We start from the raw sequence: 22,118 nt of genomic DNA, 5'->3' as shown, positions 1-22,118 counted from the left end.
GTGAAAGCATCAGTTAAAATATTGATAGAGAATGTATAACGTTTCCCCGGACGAAATATGTGTAAAAGATGCCTATGGCTCGATGAGAGCAAACCTGACTATGTGGCCTATCATGATGATGAGTGGGGCGACCCCATATGGGATGACAATAAATTATTTGAGTTTATCACCCTTGAGTCTGCTCAAGCTGGGTTAAGCTGGTATACGATTTTAAAGAAGCGTGCGCACTATAGAGACGCATTTCATAATTTCAATGTTCAATTGGTGGCAGATATGAACGAGGGGGATGTTGAGCGCTTGATGCAAAACCCAGGTATTGTTCGAAATAGAGCAAAAATAGTGGCCACCATAAACAATGCGAAGCGCTTCATTGAAGTACAACAAGCCTACGGAAGCTTTGCCAAATATCAATGGGAGTTTGTCGATTTCACTCCCATAGTGAATGACATCAAAAGCAAAGCAGATTATCCAGCTACCAGTGAAATAAGTATTCGATTTGCAAAGGATTTAAAAAAGAAGGGGTTTAAGTTTTTAGGTCCTACTACTGTATATGCACATATGCAGGCATGTGGCATGGTCAATGATCACGACAACGACTGCCATAGAAAACAACCGTTAGTTGATAAGTTGGCGACGCTAGACTTAGCCAGTAAGCTAAACTAGCGCCTAAAGTACAGCTTTAGTCCCTATTAAGGTTGTACTTTTTCATTTTTTCGACCAAAGTCGTACGCCTCACACCCAAAATTTCAGCAGCACGTGCCACGACATAGTCATATCGCTCGAGCGCTTGTGTGATCAGACTTACTTCCAATTCAGCCAAGTAGTCTTTCAGTTCAATTCCCTCGTCAGGCAAAAGACCGAGCATGGGTTGTTCAGGTGCCACATCCACATCTTCTTCTTCAAAGTCGCTAAAGCCCTCGCTGAAAAGCTCATTGAATGCATCTTTCTCCATCAGCTCTTCTGGGTATTCAGGTTCAAATGCTTCTACTTCAATATAACGGTATTTTGAGGGTAAGTCAGTGACATCCACCAGCTTATCTGGAAACATAATGGCCATACGTTCTACCAAGTTAGCCAATTCGCGAATATTGCCCGGCCACGCATGGGATTTAAGGCTTTCTACCGCTCGATCTGTAAACTTAACAGCTTTATTGCCTTGCTCTGTCACTCTTCGCAAAAGCTCTTTAAGCAACAAGGGGATGTCGTCTACTCGTTGGCTCAAAGATGGGTTTTCAATTGGGAAAACATTTAAACGATAGAAGAGATCCTCACGAAATTTCCCTTCTTCAATCATATGTTCAAGATTTCTATGTGTAGCAGCGATAACTCGCACATTTGCTTGAATAGGTTTAGTACCACCGACGCGCTCATAGCTTCGCTCTTGAAGCACGCGCAGTAACTTAACCTGCATTTGCAGTGGCATATCACCAATTTCATCAAGGAAAAGCGTACCATTTTGGGCTAGCTCAAAGCGACCTTTTCGAGCAGAAATCGCACCTGTAAATGCGCCTTTCTCGTGACCAAACAATTCACTTTCTAGTAATTCACCGGGAATGGCACCACAGTTGACCGGTACAAATGGGCCTGAAGAGCGATTTGAAAGCAAATGAACATTGCGTGCCACCACTTCTTTACCTGTACCAGACTCACCTAAAATCAAAACGTTAGCATCGGTTTTGGCAACTTGTGAAATTAAAAAGCGCACATCCTTAACCGCTTCGGTATCACCAACTAGGCCATCAAAAGACTTTGCATCTCTGCCTTGGTTTGTTTGGCCTGGTAGCAAACTCAAATATTGCTGACAGTCGTGAAGTAACTGCATTGTCACATCATGACTAAACGGTTCACTGATTAAACCAATCACATTTGCAAGAGACAATAAAGGCCTGAGAGTTTCACCTACTAGGATAAAAGGTTGAGCAGGCAAACTTTTTATATGGCGCTCATGATCCAATCCTTCGAGTGCACCTAATACAACTTTACATTCTTGATATTTTTTAACCAACTCGGGGGAGAACTCTGATTCAACCACGACTCGAGCAGGTTGTCCACAAAATGATAGTGCAGCTGCTAGTCCAGAGGCGCGATTATTGTTGTTATCGATGATCAGTATCATTTGGACTGGATCCGAGAGTTTTTATAAGTCTATGGGTATGATTGTAAGGGAGTATAAAAGGGATGCAATACCTAAGTGGCATTTTATTGACGTAAACGCCAAATAAATGCCACGGGGTATGTTTCAAATCAATACAATAGTATTAATTTTTACTGGAGTAGGCCAAGTACTGACGACGCAGACTGGTTAGCTTGGCCTCGAAGTGCAATAGATGCCTGAGACAAAATATCGTTTGCAGTTCTTTCAGCAGCAGCTTGTGCAAAATCCGTGTCAGCTATGCGACTTTGACTTTCAGCAATTCTGTCACTTTGGTTACCTAAACCTCGAATCGTGCTGTCCAACGTATTTTCAAAGGCTCCCAATTGTGAGCGTTGTGTATTAACGTCTTTTGCAACTTGATCTGCGGCGGTAATGGCTGCTTGAGCACCCGCTTGAGTAGAAATATCAACACTTAAGATACCTGCGGCGACAGTTCCATCAGTTGGCGTAAAACTTTGCGTTGTATTTGCATCCGGACCAACCTGAAAACTAGCTTGTTGTCCATCAAATAGTGGATCGCCACCAAATGTTGTATTTTCAAAGGTCTCTGTAATTTGTGTTTGCAGCTGCGACACTTCATCCTGCAGAGCTTGTCTATCACTGTCGGTTAAAGCACCACTACCAGCTTGCAGAGATAACTCCCTGATCCGGCTGACAGCATCATTCACACCAGACAATGCAGAGTCGGCAGTTTGAGAATATGATATGCCGTCATACGCATTTCGGATAGATTGGTTATATCCCTCTTGTTGTGAGGTTAAACGATTAATAATCTGCAGCGCTGCTGCATCATCAGCCGCTGAGTTTACCTTTTTACCCGTCGCTAGTTGCTGGTTTAATTTATTATTCGTTTGCTCAATCCGGTTAAAGAAAGAGTTACTCGGTGAATTGACTTGCATGACACCTTCCTCCGCAATACCCATTGTTCCAGTCTACGCCTATTAGTGCAAAAAGTCACCTATAGCTTAAAATTCACTACTCAGTCCCTGTTAAATACTGCAAAAAATAAAAAAGTGATATAAAGTATTGAGTAATCACTTTTTTTAGGATGCAGGGGCAAAATCTTTACCTAATACTTTTTTCCATAGTGTAAAGAAATGATTGCACCTTTAGATGGGTAAAATATGTTTGATAATAAAACAATCTTGATTACTGGCGGAACTGGCTCGTTCGGTAAGAAATACGTCAAAACTCTGCTTGAAAGGTATCGCCCTAAAAAGATTATAGTTTTTTCTCGCGATGAACTGAAACAATTCGAAATGCAGCAAACTTATAATGCCTCGTGTATGCGGTACTTTATCGGTGATGTTCGAGATAGAGAAAGACTACGTAGAGCCATGCAAGGCGTAGATTATGTTATTCATGCAGCGGCATTAAAACAAGTACCTGCGGCCGAATACAACCCTATGGAATGCATTAAAACAAACATAAATGGCGCAGAAAACGTGATTGAGGCCGCCCTTGATTGCAATGTCGATAAGGTTATTGCACTCTCTACCGATAAAGCTGCAAATCCAATCAATTTATACGGTGCTACAAAACTGGCTTCAGACAAATTATTTGTCGCAGCAAATAATATTGCAGGTGGACACAAGACGATGTTTTCGGTGGTTCGCTATGGTAATGTCGTGTGCTCGAGAGGCTCAGTAGTGCCCGTTTTTCAAAATTTTATTGACGAAAACAGAGACCACATCCCAATCACCCACCCGGATATGACTCGATTTTGGATAAGTTTGCAGCAAGGTGTTGATTTTGTTCTTAAGAATTTTGAGCGTATGCTAGGTGGTGAAATCTTCGTTCCTAAAATTCCATCTATCAAAATAACCGATTTAGCAACCGCTATGGCGCCCAATTTGAAACAAAAAATTGTCGGGATCCGACCTGGCGAAAAGCTCCATGAAGTTATGTGCCCTGAAGACTTATCATTTGATACCTATGAATTTGACGATCACTTTGTCATCGCGCCTGGCATCAAATTCAGTAGTCGTACAAATAATTTCGACACCAATGCACAAAATGAAAAAGGAAAGCCTGTGCAGCCTGGGTTCGAATATAATTCACTTTCTAACCCGGAATATTTATCTGTGGAAGAAATTGTAGAATTTAACAAACAGGCCCTATTATGATCCCCTACGGAAAGCAAGCGATATCACAACATGATATTGATGCTGTTGTAGATGTGTTGAAGTCAGATTGGCTCACACAAGGGCCGAAGGTTCCCGAGTTTGAAAAAACTGTCTGTGCATATAGCCACGCCCAATATGGTACTGCCACCAATAGTGCTACCTCTGCACTGCATATTGCGTGTCTCGCTCTAGAAGTCGGGCACAACGATATTGTTTGGACCTCCCCTAACTCTTTCGTCGCGTCGTCAAACTGTGCCCTGTATTGTGGTGCAAAAGTTGATTTTGTGGATATAGACCCTGATACCGGAAATATGTGTATTGATGCTCTAACTAGCAAACTAGAGCACGCATACAGCAACAACATATTACCTAAGGTGCTCATACCTGTTCATTTCGCCGGTCAATCATGCGATATGCAAGCCATTGCGCAACTTTCAGAACAATACGGTTTTAGTGTCATTGAAGATGCTTCGCATGCTGTAGGTAGCAAATATCAAGATCTCCCTGTTGGCAATTGTCAGTTTTCCGATATCTGTATCTTTAGTTTTCACCCTGTGAAAATAGTGACGACAGCAGAAGGTGGTATGGCGCTTACCAATCAACCTGAGCTCGATAAAAAACTCAAACTCTTTCGCAGTCACGGAATTACAGCTGATAAATTACAATTACAAAACGAAACTGACGGCCCTTGGTATTACGAACAACAAGCACTAGGTTTTAATTACCGCATGACTGACCTGCATGCGGCTTTGGGCATTTCTCAATTTTTGCAGTTGGACCAGTTCGTCGCCAAACGTAATCAACTAGCCAGCTATTACGACGAGCATTTAATTAGCCACCCTCATATCAAGCCTCTGAAACAAAGTGAAAACGTCTACAGTGCATATCACCTGTATGTTGTTAGAGTGATATCTGCGACTCCTGATATTCACAGGCAATTGGTTACACAACTAAGAAGTAAAAATATATTTTGCCACGTGCATTATATCCCTATCTACTTACAACCTTACTACCAAGAAAAAGGCTTCAAAGCCGGTTACTGTGTAAACGCTGAAGCTTATTATCACAGCGCTATTACCTTGCCTTTATTTCCAGCGTTAACACAACAAGAACAAGAGTATATTGTCGAGACATTGACTGAATCAGTCGCGGCCTTAGAAATCCCAACTCAATAGGAAACACAGATGTCAAAACACTGTTTAAAACTCGCATTTATTGGTGGTGGTGCCAATTCAGCTGTGGGCTACGTGCATTTTTCTGCTGCACAATTGGACAACAGATTCAAAGTGGTTGCGGGGGCATTTAGTCGAGACAGTGAGCACAATTTACTCACAGCACAACAGTGGGGTATCGAAGCCAAACATACCTATAGCAACTGGCAAACCATGCTGGAAAAAGAACGGCAAAATATTGATGCGGTGGTTGTACTAACGCCCACACCTCACCACTTAGAAGTGCTTGAAACACTTTTTAAACTTAATATCCCAACCATTTGCGAAAAGTCTTTGGTGTGTGGAAGTGATGAAATGCAACAATTGGCTAAATGCTATAACCCAAAAAAGCACTTTTTGGCGGTCACTTTTAACTATTCTGGCTATGCCATGATCAGAGAGCTCAAAAACTTAATTAAGTTAAATAAGCTTGGAGATATTCAAAAGATCCACCTTGAGATGCCACAAGAAGGGTTTAAACGTCCGCCTGAAATTGCGGGTAAGGCATCCCCTCCCCAATCTTGGCGTTTGCAGGATTATGCCGTACCGACGATATGTCTTGATTTGGGTGTACACCTGCATCACCTCTCAAGTTATCTGCTAGATTTGGAACCAACACAGACCAGTGCGTTGTATGCAACACACTCCCAATACCCAAATTTGGTTGATGATGTACAGATGTTGCTAAAATACCCAAACAACATTACTGGCAGTATGTGGATGTCAAAGACGGCCATAGGCCACAGAAATGGCCTTAAGGTAAGAGTGTATGGCACAGAGGGGAGCGCGACCTGGTATCAACTTAACCCGGATGAATTGGAGCTGTACTTTAACGATGGCCGCCGAGAAATATTAGACCGAGCAGGACAATGTCAATACGCCCACCAGTTTAGATACAATCGAATGAAACCTGGGCACCCAACCGGATTTGTTGAGGCCTTTGCTAATTTATACACGGATATTCATCAAGCGCTGTGCAGCTATTTAAATTCAGAAGAAAACGCCAACGAGTATGTCTTTGGCTTTGATCAAGCACGCGACGGATTGGCATTATTTGAGGCTGCAACTCGCTCAAATCAGTCTGGAAGTTGGGAAGCCGTCAAATAAATTGGTTGCCTAAGTGAAGGGCTAGCCCTTCACTTCGTTATTGATTTTGCAGTTTAACATCATTTCTGAGCACTTTACCCATTTGATTCCTAGGAAGTTCACTTAGACGTACAAACGTTCTCGGCTGCTGATAATCTGTCAGCTCCTGTAAGCACATTAACCGCAATGCTCTATCTATCGACTCTTCACCTTGCTGCTCATAGACTACTTTAATGATTTCACCTAGCTGTGGCTCATCTACACCAAATGCGACACAATCGATAACATCAGGATGGCGCTTGATCACAGCTTCAATATCTTGGGGGAATATATTGATACCGCCACTGGAAATTACCTCTTTTTTCCGCCCGACATAGTACAAGTACCCCGACTCATCGAGATAGTCTAAATCACCAGTATAAAAGTACCCTTCTTTATCATAAGCAGCTTCTGTGGCTTCCGGCATTTTATGATAACCACTAAAACCTGTAAGCGTTTTACAGGCAATCTCCCCCACCACACCTTGCTGAACTGGCTGGCCAATTTCCGAACATATTTTAACATTAACAAATGGCAAAGGACGCCCAACACTACCATTTTTTTCTGGAGAATCCGACACGCAAAAATCGGTCACAACCCCCACTTCAGAAGCGCCATAACACTCATGAAATGTACATTGTAATTTGCTTAGCAATGCGCGTTTTGATTCAGCATTAAGCACTGCGGACGAAGAGACAAGACAGCGCAACGAGCTCAAGTTAAAAACAGGCCCTTGATAGGCGAGAAAACTCTCTAACTGTGCAGAAACCGCAAACAAGAAACTAATACGATGCGTTTCAATCGCATCCAGCCAACCCTGCAAAGCAAATTTAGCCATAATTACCGTTGTTGCGCCGAGCATTAAAGGCATAAGCACGCCTCTTTGAGCCAAAGAGTGATACAGCGGTGTCGCAACCAATACTTTGTCATTTTCATCCAAGCCATAGTAATTCTGCGTCGCTTCAATAGCGCGCATGATTTTACAATACTGGCTAAGCACGATGGGCTTCGGTGTTCCGGTCGAACCTGAAGTCATTGTTAATATAAATGGCGCGTTCACATCCACTTGTTGTGGTATCTGCTGCGTAGACGGACTTAATGCTGTTTGTTGCTCAAAAACTTGTTGCCAAGTAACCTCTCCTGCGACGCTTTTCTCAAAACTAATCAGCTTGTCTCTTTCTATGAGATCTTTTTCTAGCAATATTTTGCTGATACTGGGCCAAGACAAGACAGCTGCAACCGGCGTTTTTTTAAGTGCGACTTCAAGGGCCGTCCCTTTGAGGCTGATAGGTAAGGGCACAACCGCCAAGCCGATTTTTGCGGCAGCTAATAGGACGATTGGGTACTCAATCCCGTTGGGCGCAAACAGCGCTATTCGATGGCCTGATTTTAGTCCAATACGCTCAAAGTATGCCGTTAACTGGCAAACTTTTTGGTCCAAGTCTCTATACGTTAAATATGTGTGCTTAAAAATAACAGCCGTTTTGTCTGGCGCCGCTAAAGCGCGGCGTTTAAAAATTGGATATATCCCGTCCATATTAGGCTCTACTCGCTGGGAACTTTGCGACATAATTAAACTCATCTTCTGATGCTTGAGGAAATAACCTTTGCGTGACGGAAAATTCTTGAGACTCTGGTGTCAAAGTTACAAAGCCTTCCTTTTGGTTCAACAAATTTACAAATTTATTGTCTTTGTTGATCACAGCCAACCACACTGCCTCTGAGTGTTGCGCTGCGCAGTATTCTAGCTGCCACTTTAGAATAAGTTGTGCGTGTACAAAGTTAACGTCATTGCTGGCGGCAAACCATCCACCAAAGAGGTAATCTTGCTGGTCCTCTCGATACACCTGATGCCACACATAAATGAGCGGCTTGCTGTCTTTTTCTAACACATACGAATGACGATTGTTATTAAACCACCATACATAGTGATCAATTTCCTTTATGGTATCTGTTATCGTCATGCGCCACATATTTTCAGCGCGATTGCGTGCTTGCAAATAACCATTTACATCATTGTTTGTGACTTTGCGTACGTGAAGCGAATCAGACAGCTCTGAAACAACCTCAACGCCATTGCTAGGCTCAGATTGTAGCTGTTTGCGTTGCTTCACTGGTGTCCCTAGCAAGATATCTGCGATGCGTTCTCGGCCCAAGCCATCTACATGAACACTAGGGTGCCTGCGCTGCGCTGCAATGGTACTGCGATGTTCAAATAACGTAAAAATAAGCTTAGACACAGTACTGACTGGGTAATCTAGCAGATCCGGAACGTGGTAATAGTGTCCAAGATCTTGCAAATTTTCAATCTCGTTATGTTGGTTTACAGCAAGCGAGAAAGTCAGCGCAGGTGTTTTCGTCACAGCTAATTCGTACAAAGATGTACCAAGTGCACCGACAAATAACCCCGTTTTTCTGTAAATAGATGCCAAACTCTTAGGCGCATCGACTAGTACTAAATTGTCGAATTGACTCTCTATTTGGCGTAACTTTTCGGTATTCAGCGCTTTTGGCCCTATCACAGCCAATATATTGCACGTTTGCTCACTACAATGGCAAAGTTGTTCAATAACCTCTGTAAGTTGAGTCCAATCTCCGCCGCCGCCCAATGAAAAAGTAATAGTATCCGCCCTTTGCTCTAAGCTTTCATTTACCTGATATTCAGGAGCAAGAATGGCAAATTCAGGTCCTAGCAAACAGTCTGTACCCGGTGCCACCAAACTCTCATATCTTGAGTGAGTATCCTTACCAGCCCATTTCATATCAACAACCAGATCTGCGTGATGTTCGCGACCCAAATCATCCATACTCATGAGCTGAATACCTTGCTGCTGGGCCTTGTCCTCCCACGTCACATCAAAGCCATAACCATCCAATACGAACCATTGAATATTCATGGCTTGAGCGTCTAAATAGGATAAGCAAAACTCAGCATCCTCTCGACAGCTTTGAAACTTAGGCACCCAGACAATTTTCGCTTGTAGCGGCGCTATAAACTCACCAACAGTTGTGTTTTCATCGACAAAAAACACTGTCTTAGCGCCTCTACCTTCAAGCGCTACAGCGAGCCACTTCATACGCATAAAGTGGCCCAAACCACACTGTGTATCAACCCGAAAAGCTATCATGCCTGTTCCAGCACTGCAGTCACTAGATTACCGACAATGGCATTACTTTCATCTAACAGTAATGAAGGCGATACCTCAATCGAGAAATGTGCCTCAAGCCCCATTGTTAAAGAGAGGATCTCAAATGAATCTAGAGCACCTTCCGAAATAAAGTTGTAACTTTCCAGCTCTGAAGAGCTTAACAAAACGCCACGCTCTTCCATAAATTGCTGAATGTATTCTAGTAATGCTTCTTTTGTAGCCATTACAGCATGTCCTCCCAACGTAGCTGCGTGCCGCAAATCAACGGCTTATTTACTCTGCGACCTATCAAGTTAGGCAACTCTTTAGGCATAATTTCTCCACCTCCGGGACGCATTTGTCTTAAATGTTCAGCGGTTAAAACTTCGTTGGCCTGAATATCTTTGACAATATAAACGCAGCGACGGGCTGTAGATGCCTCACTCGGGTAGTGAACCGTCCCCATGGCTTTTTCTATTTGTCGCACACCGTGGACCAAAGCTTTTAACTCATCAGGGGTCATCGAAAAAAAGCTATCAGCAGTGTTGTCTTTTTTGTCTAATACGAAGTGCTTTTCAATCATACACGCCCCCACTGCCACAGACGCCAGAGGCACATCATTGCCGAGTGTATGATCGGACAAACCAACAGGACAGCCAAACGCATCGCGCAGATGCGGCATTGTTCGTAAATTTATTGACTCAGCAGGCGCTGGATAGGTGCTCGTGCACTTCATCAAAGCCAACTCTTCAATCCCAGCATCATGAGCTACTTTAACGGCTTCTGCAATTTCAGTAAGCGTCGCCCCGCCCGTTGACATAATCACGGGCTTTTTAGTTGCCGCGACATCTCGGATCAATTGATGATCGATAAGCTCTGGAGAAGCAATTTTATATGCTGGGGCATCAAATTGTTCGAGTAAATCAACAGCTGATTTATCAAATGGAGAGGAAAAACAAGTCAGCTCCAATTTATTTGCCAGTTCAAATAGCTCAGCATGAAAATCCCAAGGCATGTAAGCGCCTTGATAAAGGTCGTATAAATATTGACCTTGCCAGGGGCCTGTTGCTTCAAAGTGTGGCAACTTACAATTCATCGTAAGCGTATCTGCGGTGTATGTTTGCAATTTAATCGCATCGGCACCAGCCTCTTTGGCGGCGTATACTAATTCTTTGGCTTTAGTCAGTGATTGACCGTGATTAGCTGACATCTCGGCAATGATATAACATGGAAAGTCATGACCAACATCCCTGCCTGCAATTTGGAATTGAGATTTAAAATTCACAATGCTCTCTTCTTTTTTGGCATATAACTTTAACTGTGTAAGCAAATATCGCGCCGACAATTAACATTGGTACAAAAAGCACCCAACACCAATAAATACAACGCACACAATCACTTTTTTATTCTGTATTTGAGTGTAATGATTTGCTATATTGAACGCAATTATAATGATAACAACGACTTCGATGGAAAACGTTCAAATCATCATTCAAGCGCGAATGACGTCAACCCGTTTAGCGGGAAAAGTACTCTTACCATTGTGTAATTCAACCGTCTTACAGGTTATGCTGCAAAGGCTCAATGAGTTTAAAGATCACATCGTAATTGCGACCACGAATGACGGTACGGAAGCCCCCATTGTCGAACTCTGTAAACAGAATAAAATAAAATATTATCAAGGCAGCACCGAAGACGTGTTATCGCGTTATTACGAAGCGGCCACTCAATTCGGCGCAACTGACGATACGACCATAGTGAGACTGACAAGTGATTGCCCTCTCATTGATCCTCAATTGACGAGGCAAGTCATAGAGAAACACCGTCAATCTCAATATGATATTGTCAACCTTGGACCGCACAGCGGATACCCTAGAGGGTTGGATTGCACCGCGTTTTCATACCAATTACTGAAAAAGACCCATCTTCTGGCCACCAGCGCGCCCGATAGAGAGCATGTGACACTTGGTATGGCAAAGTTTTGCTCGATATCAACGTACTCATTTGCCGAAGGAGAGTCTTTGGACCACTGGCGTCTCACGCTTGATGAACCAGATGACTATACCGCAATTAAAGCAATTTATGCTCAGTTTGGTGATAGCCTTGATTTTTCCTATCTCGAGCTAAAAAAACAATTAAAGGAAAAGCCTGAACTTACCGATATAAATAAACACGTAAGTCAAAAAACTGTTTAGGGGAAACAATGGAATATATTATTTATGGTGCGGGTGGCAATGGTAAGGCCATTTTCGACGCCATGTCTAAACAGGGTGACAATGTATTATTTTTCATTGACTTATACTCAACTGAAGATAGCTACAAAGGCGTCCCAATTTATAAACCTGATGCCGTAGAGCCGAGTGAAACGCCTGTTCTAGTGTCACTTTCGTGTCTAAGCCAAGTGGTCAAAAAGCAACTTGAACTCAAAGGCTTTAAAAACTGTTATAACTTAAATGAAGTGATGACAGGGTTTAAATATATATTTGATGCCTTTTTTGACGATTCACATAAGCAAGCGTTACAGCAAAGTGAAATTCAGTTTGTTGACCAATTAGATAAACTTCACAATAAACTGGCCAATGCCCAAAGCAAGCAGTGTTTAGAGCGGATCCGAAAGTTTAGACAAAACCCAAATCATGATACCTATTTGGAAAATGATTGGGAAACCCAGTATTTTCCAAAAGAACTGATGTCAAAAGGCCTAGTTCAAGCGCCATTTAAAATGGTTGATTGTGGTGCCTTTAACGGGGATACGCTGCAGCTCGCCACAAACATTACGCAGCAATATGATATCGAGTTCGACAGTATCGTTTGTTTTGAGCCCGACCCAAAAAACTATCACAAATTAATGACTAGACTCCGAGGGAAGAGCGGCGTATTTCCTCGCGTTTTTACACAACAAGCCGGAGTGTGGTCTAAAAATACAACCCTGAGCTTTAGCTCATGCGGAGACCAAAGCAAGATAACTGAAGATGCGAATACACAAAGCAATAGCTTGCAGGTCGCAAAAATAGATGATGTTTGTTATGGGCTCGCACCCAACTATATAAAAATGGATGTGGAAGGCGCAGAAATTGAAGCCTTGAAAGGTGCATCTGAGATTATTACCGATTTTAAGCCGAACCTTGCAATCTCAGTGTATCACCACCCAGAACACTTATGGCAAATAGCTGAGTTAATTGAAGAACTCCACAGCGAATATCAATTTTACTTACATGCACACGGCGATTTTTGTAATGAGATCGTGCTCTATGCAATCGCAGAGTAATACAGTAATTCCGAGCAGAGAAAACATGAACGAGAAAACGATTTTAGTAACTGGTGCAACAGGCTACAAAGGCACCGTTTTAGTACCTAAGCTTTTAAATAAAGGCTATCGTGTCGTCGCTTTAGACACACAGTGGTTTGGCAATTTCCTACCTACACACCCTAATCTTACTGTAGTAAAAGGTGATGTAAGAGACACTCATTCAATTGATTTAACTGGTATCGATAGCATTATTCATTTGGCGTCTATCGCCAATGACCCATGCGGCGACTTAAACCCTAAGTTAACTTGGGAAGTCAGCGCATTGGCTACGATGCAACTCGCTGATAAAGCTAAAAAGTCTGGCATAAAACAGTTTATATATGCCTCTTCAGGCAGCGTATACGGTGTTAAGGAGGAGGAGCAAGTAACTGAAGATCTATCTCTTGAACCGATCTCAGAATACAACAAAACCAAAATGGTTGCTGAACGCGTGCTACTGAGCTATGCAGATGATATGGCAGTGCAAATTGTTAGGCCTGCAACCGTATGTGGCCTCTCAGCGCGTATGCGTCTTGATGTCTCTGTCAATATGTTGACAATGCAAGCGCTTAAAAACAAGAAGATCACAGTGTTTGGTGGTGCGCAAGTTCGCCCTAATATTCACATCGATGATATTACCGACCTGTATATCTACATGCTTGAGCACCCAGAAAAAACTTCTGGCATATTTAATGCTGGTTTTGAAAATATCTCGATCATGGATATTGCCAAAATGGTGCAAAGCAAAGTGAATTGCGAAATAGAAGTCACACCTTCTAATGACCCTAGGTGCTACAGAATCAACTCTGACAAACTATTGGCAACTGGTTTTAAACCTAAAAAGGATGTAAACACCGCCATCGGCGAATTGATCACTGCTTTTGAAAATGGAGAGTTGGAAGATCAAGATCGTTTTTACAACCTAAAGTGGATGCAACGAGAAGTACTATGAGCAATAAACAAGGTGCAGTTTCTGAGCTGCCAGTCCAACACCCTGCAGAATCCATAGCGCAAGCGTACACCGATACACTTAGCTGCGTGTTACAGCAACTCGATACAAAGCAAATAGCGCGACTTGTGGATAGCCTACTGGAAATGAAAAGGCAAAACGGCACCTTATTTATTTGTGGCAATGGGGGCTCAGCAGCCAATGCTATTCACCTTGCCAACGACTTCACTTTTGGCATCAACCCTCAAGGCAATGCCATTAAAGTAGAAGCGCTTGCTGCCAATAGCTCGGTGCTCACATGTCTTGGTAACGATATTGGTTACGAGAACATATTCAGTCACCAACTTAAAGTCAAAGCGAATTCAAATGACCTATTGTTGGTTTTATCTGGAAGTGGCAACTCTCAGAACATCATTAATGCGATCTCACAAGCTCAGGCAATTGGGATGACTACGGTTGGTATTCTTGGGTTTAAAGGGGGTAAAGCTAAACCCATGTTAGATCAAGTATTTCATTTTGATGTTCAAGACATGCAAATATCTGAAGATACACAAGTTATTATTGGCCATATATTGATGAAAGCGCTTTATCAGGAATTAAAAAATGTCTAACTCGCCTATATTAGTACTGGGAAGCAACTCCTTCTCCGGCGCTTCTTTTTGTGCTCATATGCTCTCTCAAGAGCATCAGGTTATAGCGGCTAGTCGCTCCGAAGAACCACATAATGCCTTATTACCTTATAGCTGGCAAAAAAACCGCGACGCACTCGACTTTCATCAACTTGATTTAAACCATCACCTAGATGACATTATTGCACTGGTCAAAAAGCATAAGATCAAACACGTATATAACTTTGCTGCGCAAAGCATGGTTGGACAGAGTTGGGATTACCCTGAACATTGGTTCATGACCAATTGTGTTTCTACTATCCAATTTCACAACCAACTAAGACATATTGACCACTTAGACAGATACATTCATATCTCAACTCCTGAAGTATATGGCAGCTGTGAAGGGCTAGTACCAGAACATAGAAATTACAATCCAAGTACCCCATATGCCGTTTCAAGGGCTGCTGCTGATATGAGCTTACACACCTTTTTTGACGTGCATCAGTTTCCTGTACTTTATACTCGTGCAGCAAACGTCTACGGTGAAGGTCAGCAGCTCTATCGCATCATTCCACGCACCATTTTATTTGCCTTGTTAGGTAAAGTGCTTCCGCTCCATGGTGGGGGACACTCGACTCGCTCCTTCATACATATTGACGATGTCTCTCGTGCAACCCAAGCCATTGCGCAACACGGTCAACTTGGTGATATCTATCACATATCTACCGAGCGAACTATCTCAATTAGAGCACTGGTTGAGCTTCTTTGTGACATGCTGCAGGTGCCGTTTGAGCAAGTTTGCGAAGTCACTGAAGACCGCCTCGGAAAAGATGCAGCATACTTGCTTGATGCACAAAAGCTACGTGGCGAGTTAAATTGGCAAGATCAAGTATCGTTAGAAAATGGACTTGAGCGCACAATTGCGTGGGTTCAAAAACACCTTGGCGATTTAAAACAACTACCAGATTCATATATTCATAAACCGTGAGAACTCTATGCTAGGACAAGAAATAGACCTATTGAAAAACTACCCAAAGTCAAAACGAGACACTAAGGGCAGAGCGAATGTGATCACCGAAGCTGACAGGGAAATTGCTAGGCAATACGGCAAAGACTTTTTTGATGGCGACCGCACATATGGTTATGGTGGTTTTAGTTACTTTTCTCGCTTTTGGCAACCGGTTGTACCTGACTTAAAAGCACACTTTGGCTTAAGTGAGCAAACCAGTTTACTGGATGTTGGCTGTGCCAAAGGCTTTATGTTGTATGACTTACAGCAACTTATCCCTGGGATAAAACTACATGGTATAGACATTTCTGAGTATGCACTCGAAAATGCCAAAGAAGAAGTGAAGGATATCCTGACTCAAGGAAATGCAAAAAACCTTCCGTTTGACGACAACAGTTTTGACGTTGTGATGTCAATCAACACTATCCACAACTTAGACGAACAAGAATGTGCGCTTGCATTAAAGGAAATTGAACGTGTGAGCCGTGGAAAATCCTTCATCACAGTAGATGCCTATCGCAATGATGAAGAAAAAGAGCGCATGCTTGAGTGGGCTTTAACCGCCAAAACTATCATGCATGTTGATGACTGGAAACAGTTTTTCCTAGACAACGGCTACACTGGCGACTTTTACTGGTTTATACCTTAAATACGCACTCAACAAATACCTAGCAGGAGAATGACCATGCAAAACTTACTCCTTGGAAATATCCCAAGTCATGAGCGCCTTAACTTAGCGTTGCCTCATTACAACCTCATTGACAACTTAGACAAAAGCTTTGTCACGTTTGGTAGTTGTTTTGCATCCTCAGTGAGTAGAGGGCTGTGGCGGCTAGGGTTTGACACTTATTTTTCTGAAGAAGAGAGCTTTCACTACTCGCCAAATTCGATTAAACAATATTTTGAGCAGCTTTCTTCTTCAGCAAAAGATTTAGAAGATTATGTCGTCCCACTGGAAGATGGCAAGTTCAAATCTGTGGCGACACGGTATGTATCAGAACCCGGTCAGAGCCTTGAATCATTTTGTGCGTTTCTAAAAAAATCAAATCAGCAAATGAAGCAGCGTATTGAAAAGGCTGACTTTATTGTGCTCACTTTGGGCAATGCTACCTATCAAAAGCTAAAAACTTCGGGCCTTACGCTATGCCATGGTGGTGGTTTACCAACCGATTTATATGAAGTCATTAAAAGTCCGTATGAAGAAGTACTCAGTGACCTAACTTCATGCTTAAAGCAATTGAAAACGCTAAATGCATCTTGTCAGGTTATTCTCACAGTATCTCCACAAAGGTACGGTTGGTTGATGAATGCCAACTTGTCTACTGGCATTAATGAAATTTTAGATTTAGATAAAACGGCAGCCACTAACTGGCTATTAAATAGCAATATTGATAAAGCTAAGCTAAGGCTTGCTATCGACTCAATGATCGAAAGTAATTCTGTCGAGCACATGCATTATTTCCCATCTTTTGAAATCGTTATGGATGAGCTCAGAGATTATGAGGGCTTTAACCATGACGTTAAAGATTTAATGCACGTCAATATGCCAAATACGCCCAACTTCGTTATTAATAAGTTTTTAAACTCATTTTGTGATGAGCAGCTTAGAGAAGTATTAGCTTTCTTTAGAACAACACTCGATATTCTGATTGATATCTACCCGTCGCGCCTTAAGAAAATGAGCAGTGAACAGGCAAAAAAATACATTGAAGATAAGCTGCCAACCATCTCAAAATATGTTGATGCTGTGCAGTGTGACAAGCTTGCTGGCTATGTTCTCAGAGGCATGATGATTGCTTTTCCTAGCATCACCGCAGAGACTATTGCAGCGCATAAATTGAAAAATCTGGAATCGTATTTGTCAGATCCGATGAAAGACAAGATTACACAGATAGCCGCTTTACAATCTGAAAGCATATGCGTGATTGGCAATACTCAAGACTTAGATACGCTGTGCAAGTCGTCAGCGCTGTTAAATAAAAATGTAACGCGTATTCTTACCACCAACCAAGATGACAAGCTCTGGGGCATCCCAGTGGTGAGTGTAACTACTGATATCCACATAGAAGAGCAAGTTGTCTTGGTATTGGATGACAACCTACAACGCCAACTTGAAGAGCAAGGTAAGTTACGCGCGAAGGTAATAATATAATGAAGTACACCGAAATCGCATCACAAATTAGATATACGCTGTGTGATGTTTCTAGCAAGACAAAAACGCCCCACCTTGGGAGCTGCCTATCGTGTGTTGATATCTTGGTAGCTCTATATTGGGAGATCATGAATATAGATCCAAAGGCACCGACAATGCCTGAAAGAGATTATTTTTTACTCGGTAAAGGCCATGCAGCCAGTGCCTTGTACACCGCTCTCGCCTATCGAGGCTATTTTTCTATAGGTTCTCTATATCAGCACGGTCAAACCAATAGTCAATTTGAAGAACACCCAGGCATTCACGCTCCTGCCGGTGTCGAAACCGTATCAGGTTCATTGGGCCACGCACTTTCTCTGGCTGCCGGTATGGCTCTGAGCACCCGTCTAAGTGGTAAAGAAAATCGCTTTTTCACTCTACTTGGTGACGGTGAACTAAACGAAGGAACAATCTGGGAAGCCGCGATGTTTGCTGGGGGCAAAAAATTAAGCAACTTGGTTGCCATTGTCGACTTTAACAAACTTCAAGGTACGGGTGAAAGTTGTGAGATCATGCACTTAGAGCCACTAGAAGACAAATGGTCGGCTTTTGGGTGGCACACTATTCGAGTTGATGGCCATGATATAGCGACGCTGATCAGCGCCCTTGCAGATGCAGGCAAGCACGATAAACCGACCTGTATTATCGCCGATACGGTGAAAGGCAAAGGCATTTCATTTATGGAAAATGACAATAACTGGCACTATCGGATCCCCAAAGCAGAAGAAGTAGAGAAAGCAAAGCAGGAGTTATCAGTCTGATGAGAAATGCATTCGCCAAAGTATTAACGGAACTTGCAAAACAAGACAGCCGACTCTTATTGTATTACGCTGATATTGGTAACCGTCTGTTCAATCCATTAAAAGAATTTGCCGCCGATAGAACTATAAATGCGGGTATTGCCGAAGCTAACATGGCTTCTATGGCTGCTGGCAGTGCCATGATGGGACACAAGCCTTTTATTTACACAATTACCCCCTTTACCACTGCCAGAAACTTTGAACAAATAAAAATTGATATCGCTTATCAAAACCAGCCTGTCATTATCGTTGGCACCGGCTCTGGTTTGTCATACGCTAATTTGGGTCCAACCCATCATTCGTTTGAAGATATTGCCTTAATGCGTTCGCTTCCAAATATGAATATTGTCTGCCCTGCTGACGCGGACGAACTTGAAATATTAATGCCTCAGCTAATTGCACTCAATAAACCCTGCTATTTTAGGATAGGTAAAAAGAACGAGCCACAGGTTCACCCAAGTCGCCCAGATTTGAAATTTGGTAAAGCACATGTCATGCATCAAGGTGAGCAAATCGCTATCATAGCAACAGGTACGATTATGCCATTAGCGCAGGCACTTTATGGCAAATTGGCTGAGTGTGGACTCTCACCAGAGCTGGTCAGCTTACATACTGTAAAACCGCTCGATAAAGAGTATTTGAATGGCTGTATGAGCCGCTTCAAACATGTGATCACGCTTGAGGAGCACAATGTAAATGGTGGTATGGGCAGTGCAGTACTTGAATATTTTAATGACCAGAATCACCAAATAGCGGTGCACCGATTCGGGATCCCTGATCATTTCATTGACCAAGTGCATAGCCCTGACGATGCAAGAGAAAAAGCGGGGCTAACGCTCGACGCTATTTCAAAAAGCCTGACCGAGCGAGGCGTTTTATGATCATTGGCGTTGATTTCGACAATACAATAGCAAATTATACCGGCGTATTTTACCAAGTTGCGCTCGATCTAGGGTGGATCCCAAAACAGACTGGCAAGTCCAAACAGGACGTGAAACAGTATTTCATTTCACAAGACAATGAAAAAAAATGGACTGAGCTACAAGGTATTGTTTATGGAAAAGAAATTTCAAATGCCAAGCCTTACCCAGAGAGCCTAACGCATCTAAAAGCGTTAAAGGCGCAAGGACATCAGCTAAAATTAATATCACACAAAACCAAGTACCCCATAATTGGTGATAAAGTCAATTTTCACGACGCAGCCAGAGGGTGGCTTGAAGCACATGGTTTTGTAAATTGTCCCAATGCCCCTTTTGATCCTGAACATGTTTTTTTTAATGAAACCAAAGATAAAAAGGTTATGTTGATTGATTCGCTAGCATGTGACTTCTTTATTGATGACTTAGAAAGTATATTGCTACACAAACATTTTCCCACTGCGTGTCAAGGCATCCTATTCTCACCCGATAAAGTGAGCCAATCATCTCATTTGCAAGCCCAAGCATGGACACAAATTCCAGCACTCATTGTATGATTGAGCCCAGTATCCTCAAGTGGCTACAGGAAGTAGTCAACAATGAACAGGTTTTGCTCACTCCTATTGATGGGGGCGCAAACAATCAGGGTTTTCGTGTCAGTTCAGGAACGGAGCAATTTTTTCTAAAGTGTTTTGAGCCACATAATAGCCGCTCACTGTCTAAATTACGTAATGAGTACGCCTTTGCTAACCACTTAAGTAAAGCGGAAATACCCAATATTGGTAAACCCATTGCGTACAGTGAGGAATTGAAAGTATCGTTATTTTCATTTATTGACGGGCAGGCAATTGCCAATTTAACGACCAATCACATTGACGCCGCCCTAGCCTTTATCGAAGCAATAAATGCTCCGGCAATATTTGATGCTACTCTACCAATGGCCAGCGAGAGCCCAGCGACCTTATATGGGTTTGTTGACATTATAGACAAACGGCTCGAGAGGTTTGCTCAACTGAGCTTACATGACAATCATCGCTTACAGTCGTTGCTTCAAGCCATAGCATCTCGTACTCAGCAAATCGCCGAGACTGTTGAACCTAGCTGGTATGAGCCATTGCAGAAAACGATCCTCTCACCTTCGGATTTTGGATTTCACAATGCAATTGAGACACCCTCTGATATATATTTTATCGACTTTGAGTATGCTGGCCGTGACACTGTTTGGAAACTGTTAAGCGATTTTTTTGCTCAGCCTGCAATACCTGTCCCTTTGGAAAATATCACGCGCTTTTTGCAAAGTGCTGTATTTTCTGAAATAAGCCAACGAAGGCAAGAATTTGTCACAATTTACGAGCTAACATTGATGAAGTGGTGTTTGATCATGCTCAATGAGTTTATTCCTGTGATTGAACAGCGAAGACGATTTTCATGGAACAATTCTTGCTTGGACATAAATAATGACGTGCTCAGTCAAAAAAAACAGAGTCAGCTTGAAAAAAGCATACGCTACTTTGCACATATACCTGAAAAGATTAAAATTTTAGATAAAAATCTATGAAAAAACATATGAAAGCCGCCGTGCTTTTTGAAACCGGCAAACCTTTAAAATTGATTTCAAATATTAAAGTACCCGCACTCACAGCCGGACAAGTACGCGTCGAGATCCTTTACAGTGGGTTGTGCCACTCCCAATTAATGGAAGTAAAGGGCGGCAGAGGCGAGGACAAATACTTACCTCACTTACTTGGTCATGAAGGCGTAGGTTACGTCACCGAGGTGGGTGAAGGCGTCACAAAGGTAGCTGTCGGTGACAAAGTCATTATTGGTTGGATCAAAGGCCAAGGACTCGATGCACCCGGGGGGAAATACCCACATGAAGATTACCTAATTAACTCTGGCAGTGCCACCACTCTGACGGAACAATCAATTGTCGCAGAGAATCGCTTGGTAAAACTACCTGAGGGTTTTCCCGAAAAACTCGCAGTATTACTAGGGTGTGCTCTGCCAACAGGTCTAGGATTGGTATTTAATGAATTAAAACCACTTCCAAATAAGACCATTGCTGTTTTCGGCCTAGGTGGAATAGGTCTAAGTGCGCTACTAGCGGCTAAATTGAGTCAGCCTACCAAGCTAATTGCCATTGATGTTAACCCAGATAAACTAGCGCTCGCAAAGCAGCTTGGTGCGACACATTGTATCAATTCTTTAGAAGTTGATCCTGTCACCGAAATATACCGCCTCACTGAACAACAAGGTGTAGACTACAGCTTGGAAGCTGGCGGTACGACACAAACGATTGAGCAAGCTTTTGAAAGCGTTCGCGATGGCGGTGGTCAATGTATATTTGCATCTCATCCAAGTGACGACTTAAAAATACAGTTAGAGCCTCATGCATTCCACCGCGGAAAGTCGATCCGAGGAAGTTGGGGGGGTGGCGCTCAACCTGATAAAGATATTCCGCTTTTTGCCGATATGTACTTTGAAGGAAGGTTAAACCTAGAGCCTCTGATCAGCAAGGAATACACGCTAGACGAAATCAATGAGGCAATTGACGATCTCGACAATAAAAAAATCGTCAGAGCTTTGATTAAAGTCACGCAAAGGTAA

Annotated in this window: 22 protein-coding genes; 16 read left to right on the top strand and 6 right to left on the bottom strand. The window is 42.6% G+C overall.

Annotated features, from left to right (window positions below; all coding sequences use genetic code 11):
• Window positions 1–57 precede the first annotated feature (57 nt).
• On the top strand, window positions 58–663 hold the full coding sequence (locus tag QNM18_RS25795) for a DNA-3-methyladenine glycosylase I (protein WP_211010428.1): 606 nt from the start codon (window positions 58–60) through the stop codon (window positions 661–663).
• 16 nt (window positions 664–679) lie between these two features.
• On the opposite strand, the gene QNM18_RS25790 is transcribed toward QNM18_RS25795, so the two are convergent.
• Window positions 680–2,116, bottom strand: a complete 1,437-nt coding sequence (locus tag QNM18_RS25790) for a sigma-54 dependent transcriptional regulator (RefSeq protein WP_211010427.1) — start codon at window positions 2,114–2,116, stop codon at window positions 680–682.
• Between the two features lie 149 nt (window positions 2,117–2,265).
• The gene (locus QNM18_RS25785) at window positions 2,266–3,054 is read right to left on the bottom strand and encodes a flagellin N-terminal helical domain-containing protein (RefSeq protein WP_211010426.1); all 789 of its coding nucleotides are present in this window, start codon (window positions 3,052–3,054) and stop codon (window positions 2,266–2,268) included.
• 225 nt (window positions 3,055–3,279) lie between these two features.
• Between QNM18_RS25785 and pseB the strand changes: the two genes are divergently transcribed.
• The 3 genes from pseB to QNM18_RS25770 are packed head-to-tail and all read left to right on the top strand — an operon-like array spanning window position 3,280 to window position 6,599.
• Window positions 3,280–4,281: a UDP-N-acetylglucosamine 4,6-dehydratase (inverting) gene (gene pseB, locus QNM18_RS25780; RefSeq protein WP_023401792.1), complete on the top strand. Its 1,002-nt coding sequence runs from the start codon at window positions 3,280–3,282 to the stop codon at window positions 4,279–4,281.
• Window positions 4,278–5,456, top strand: a complete 1,179-nt coding sequence (pseC, locus tag QNM18_RS25775; protein WP_284138822.1) for a UDP-4-amino-4,6-dideoxy-N-acetyl-beta-L-altrosamine transaminase — start codon at window positions 4,278–4,280, stop codon at window positions 5,454–5,456. The genes pseB and pseC overlap by 4 nt, the downstream gene beginning before the upstream one ends.
• A 9-nt stretch (window positions 5,457–5,465) precedes the next feature.
• Window positions 5,466–6,599 carry a Gfo/Idh/MocA family protein gene (locus tag QNM18_RS25770; protein ID WP_211010424.1) on the top strand — a complete coding sequence of 378 codons (1,134 nt, stop codon included), beginning with the start codon at window positions 5,466–5,468 and terminating at the stop codon, window positions 6,597–6,599.
• Window positions 6,600–6,636: 37 nt separating this feature from the next.
• Here the strand turns inward: QNM18_RS25770 and QNM18_RS25765 are convergent, their stop codons facing one another.
• Genes QNM18_RS25765 through pseI form a run of 4 tightly spaced genes read right to left on the bottom strand, consistent with a single transcriptional unit; the run spans window position 6,637 to window position 11,030 of the window.
• The gene (locus tag QNM18_RS25765; RefSeq protein ID WP_284138821.1) at window positions 6,637–8,187 is read right to left on the bottom strand and encodes a class I adenylate-forming enzyme family protein; all 1,551 of its coding nucleotides are present in this window, start codon (window positions 8,185–8,187) and stop codon (window positions 6,637–6,639) included.
• The gene (locus QNM18_RS25760; RefSeq protein ID WP_284138820.1) at window positions 8,156–9,745 is read right to left on the bottom strand and encodes a pseudaminic acid biosynthesis protein PseG; all 1,590 of its coding nucleotides are present in this window, start codon (window positions 9,743–9,745) and stop codon (window positions 8,156–8,158) included. The genes QNM18_RS25765 and QNM18_RS25760 overlap by 32 nt, the downstream gene beginning before the upstream one ends.
• Window positions 9,742–9,990 carry an acyl carrier protein gene (locus QNM18_RS25755; protein WP_211010422.1) on the bottom strand — a complete coding sequence of 83 codons (249 nt, stop codon included), beginning with the start codon at window positions 9,988–9,990 and terminating at the stop codon, window positions 9,742–9,744. The genes QNM18_RS25760 and QNM18_RS25755 overlap by 4 nt, the downstream gene beginning before the upstream one ends.
• On the bottom strand, window positions 9,990–11,030 hold the full coding sequence (pseI, locus tag QNM18_RS25750; protein WP_284138819.1) for a pseudaminic acid synthase: 1,041 nt from the start codon (window positions 11,028–11,030) through the stop codon (window positions 9,990–9,992). The genes QNM18_RS25755 and pseI overlap by 1 nt, the downstream gene beginning before the upstream one ends.
• 184 nt (window positions 11,031–11,214) lie before the next feature.
• Between pseI and QNM18_RS25745 the strand changes: the two genes are divergently transcribed.
• Genes QNM18_RS25745 through QNM18_RS25690 form a run of 12 tightly spaced genes read left to right on the top strand, consistent with a single transcriptional unit; the run spans window position 11,215 to window position 22,118 of the window.
• Window positions 11,215–11,940, top strand: coding sequence for a cytidylyltransferase domain-containing protein (locus QNM18_RS25745; RefSeq protein WP_211010908.1), 726 nt, complete (start codon window positions 11,215–11,217; stop codon window positions 11,938–11,940).
• 8 nt (window positions 11,941–11,948) lie between these two features.
• A complete protein-coding gene (locus QNM18_RS25740; RefSeq protein WP_211010420.1) occupies window positions 11,949–13,013 on the top strand; it encodes an FkbM family methyltransferase in 1,065 nt (354 codons plus the stop codon).
• Window positions 13,014–13,038: 25 nt separating this feature from the next.
• Window positions 13,039–13,986, top strand: coding sequence for an NAD-dependent epimerase/dehydratase family protein (locus tag QNM18_RS25735; RefSeq protein WP_284138818.1), 948 nt, complete (start codon window positions 13,039–13,041; stop codon window positions 13,984–13,986).
• Window positions 13,983–14,594, top strand: coding sequence for an SIS domain-containing protein (locus QNM18_RS25730; protein ID WP_211010418.1), 612 nt, complete (start codon window positions 13,983–13,985; stop codon window positions 14,592–14,594). The genes QNM18_RS25735 and QNM18_RS25730 overlap by 4 nt, the downstream gene beginning before the upstream one ends.
• A complete protein-coding gene (locus QNM18_RS25725) occupies window positions 14,587–15,582 on the top strand; it encodes a GDP-mannose 4,6-dehydratase (RefSeq protein ID WP_211010417.1) in 996 nt (331 codons plus the stop codon). Before QNM18_RS25730 ends, QNM18_RS25725 begins: the two co-directional genes overlap by 8 nt.
• Before the next feature lie 7 nt (window positions 15,583–15,589).
• The gene (locus QNM18_RS25720) at window positions 15,590–16,252 is read left to right on the top strand and encodes a class I SAM-dependent methyltransferase (protein ID WP_211010416.1); all 663 of its coding nucleotides are present in this window, start codon (window positions 15,590–15,592) and stop codon (window positions 16,250–16,252) included.
• Between the two features lie 36 nt (window positions 16,253–16,288).
• Complete coding sequence (locus QNM18_RS25715) at window positions 16,289–17,755, top strand: GSCFA domain-containing protein (protein ID WP_284138817.1); 1,467 nt, start codon at window positions 16,289–16,291, stop codon at window positions 17,753–17,755.
• On the top strand, window positions 17,755–18,555 hold the full coding sequence (locus QNM18_RS25710) for a transketolase (RefSeq protein ID WP_284138816.1): 801 nt from the start codon (window positions 17,755–17,757) through the stop codon (window positions 18,553–18,555). The genes QNM18_RS25715 and QNM18_RS25710 overlap by 1 nt, the downstream gene beginning before the upstream one ends.
• The gene (locus QNM18_RS25705) at window positions 18,555–19,475 is read left to right on the top strand and encodes a transketolase family protein (RefSeq protein WP_211010413.1); all 921 of its coding nucleotides are present in this window, start codon (window positions 18,555–18,557) and stop codon (window positions 19,473–19,475) included. The genes QNM18_RS25710 and QNM18_RS25705 overlap by 1 nt, the downstream gene beginning before the upstream one ends.
• Window positions 19,472–20,068 carry an HAD family hydrolase gene (locus QNM18_RS25700; RefSeq protein WP_211010412.1) on the top strand — a complete coding sequence of 199 codons (597 nt, stop codon included), beginning with the start codon at window positions 19,472–19,474 and terminating at the stop codon, window positions 20,066–20,068. The genes QNM18_RS25705 and QNM18_RS25700 overlap by 4 nt, the downstream gene beginning before the upstream one ends.
• Window positions 20,065–21,069, top strand: coding sequence for an aminoglycoside phosphotransferase family protein (locus tag QNM18_RS25695; RefSeq protein WP_284138815.1), 1,005 nt, complete (start codon window positions 20,065–20,067; stop codon window positions 21,067–21,069). The genes QNM18_RS25700 and QNM18_RS25695 overlap by 4 nt, the downstream gene beginning before the upstream one ends.
• The gene (locus QNM18_RS25690; protein ID WP_247687346.1) at window positions 21,066–22,118 is read left to right on the top strand and encodes a zinc-binding dehydrogenase; all 1,053 of its coding nucleotides are present in this window, start codon (window positions 21,066–21,068) and stop codon (window positions 22,116–22,118) included. Before QNM18_RS25695 ends, QNM18_RS25690 begins: the two co-directional genes overlap by 4 nt.

This window comes from Pseudoalteromonas obscura (assembly GCF_030135505.1).
Lineage (GTDB): Bacteria > Pseudomonadota > Gammaproteobacteria > Enterobacterales > Alteromonadaceae > Pseudoalteromonas > Pseudoalteromonas obscura.
Note: the sequence above shows the minus strand (reverse complement) of the source record. Positions and strands in the feature narration are given on the sequence as shown.

What these genes read in the sequence shown, in the direction of transcription:
- QNM18_RS25795 (WP_211010428.1), top strand. Translation starts at nt 58, where the DNA reads ATGTGTAAAAGATGCCTATGGCTCGATGAGAGCAAACCTGACTATGTG.
- QNM18_RS25790 (WP_211010427.1), bottom strand. Translation starts at nt 2,116, where the DNA reads ATGATACTGATCATCGATAACAACAATAATCGCGCCTCTGGACTAGCA.
- QNM18_RS25785 (WP_211010426.1), bottom strand. Translation starts at nt 3,054, where the DNA reads ATGCAAGTCAATTCACCGAGTAACTCTTTCTTTAACCGGATTGAGCAA.
- pseB (WP_023401792.1), top strand. Translation starts at nt 3,280, where the DNA reads ATGTTTGATAATAAAACAATCTTGATTACTGGCGGAACTGGCTCGTTC.
- pseC (WP_284138822.1), top strand. Translation starts at nt 4,278, where the DNA reads ATGATCCCCTACGGAAAGCAAGCGATATCACAACATGATATTGATGCT.
- QNM18_RS25770 (WP_211010424.1), top strand. Translation starts at nt 5,466, where the DNA reads ATGTCAAAACACTGTTTAAAACTCGCATTTATTGGTGGTGGTGCCAAT.
- QNM18_RS25765 (WP_284138821.1), bottom strand. Translation starts at nt 8,187, where the DNA reads ATGTCGCAAAGTTCCCAGCGAGTAGAGCCTAATATGGACGGGATATAT.
- QNM18_RS25760 (WP_284138820.1), bottom strand. Translation starts at nt 9,745, where the DNA reads ATGATAGCTTTTCGGGTTGATACACAGTGTGGTTTGGGCCACTTTATG.
- QNM18_RS25755 (WP_211010422.1), bottom strand. Translation starts at nt 9,990, where the DNA reads ATGGCTACAAAAGAAGCATTACTAGAATACATTCAGCAATTTATGGAA.
- QNM18_RS25745 (WP_211010908.1), top strand. Translation starts at nt 11,215, where the DNA reads ATGGAAAACGTTCAAATCATCATTCAAGCGCGAATGACGTCAACCCGT.
- QNM18_RS25740 (WP_211010420.1), top strand. Translation starts at nt 11,949, where the DNA reads ATGGAATATATTATTTATGGTGCGGGTGGCAATGGTAAGGCCATTTTC.
- QNM18_RS25735 (WP_284138818.1), top strand. Translation starts at nt 13,039, where the DNA reads ATGAACGAGAAAACGATTTTAGTAACTGGTGCAACAGGCTACAAAGGC.
- QNM18_RS25730 (WP_211010418.1), top strand. Translation starts at nt 13,983, where the DNA reads ATGAGCAATAAACAAGGTGCAGTTTCTGAGCTGCCAGTCCAACACCCT.
- QNM18_RS25725 (WP_211010417.1), top strand. Translation starts at nt 14,587, where the DNA reads ATGTCTAACTCGCCTATATTAGTACTGGGAAGCAACTCCTTCTCCGGC.
- QNM18_RS25720 (WP_211010416.1), top strand. Translation starts at nt 15,590, where the DNA reads ATGCTAGGACAAGAAATAGACCTATTGAAAAACTACCCAAAGTCAAAA.
- QNM18_RS25715 (WP_284138817.1), top strand. Translation starts at nt 16,289, where the DNA reads ATGCAAAACTTACTCCTTGGAAATATCCCAAGTCATGAGCGCCTTAAC.
- QNM18_RS25710 (WP_284138816.1), top strand. Translation starts at nt 17,755, where the DNA reads ATGAAGTACACCGAAATCGCATCACAAATTAGATATACGCTGTGTGAT.
- QNM18_RS25705 (WP_211010413.1), top strand. Translation starts at nt 18,555, where the DNA reads ATGAGAAATGCATTCGCCAAAGTATTAACGGAACTTGCAAAACAAGAC.
- QNM18_RS25700 (WP_211010412.1), top strand. Translation starts at nt 19,472, where the DNA reads ATGATCATTGGCGTTGATTTCGACAATACAATAGCAAATTATACCGGC.
- QNM18_RS25695 (WP_284138815.1), top strand. Translation starts at nt 20,065, where the DNA reads ATGATTGAGCCCAGTATCCTCAAGTGGCTACAGGAAGTAGTCAACAAT.
- QNM18_RS25690 (WP_247687346.1), top strand. Translation starts at nt 21,066, where the DNA reads ATGAAAAAACATATGAAAGCCGCCGTGCTTTTTGAAACCGGCAAACCT.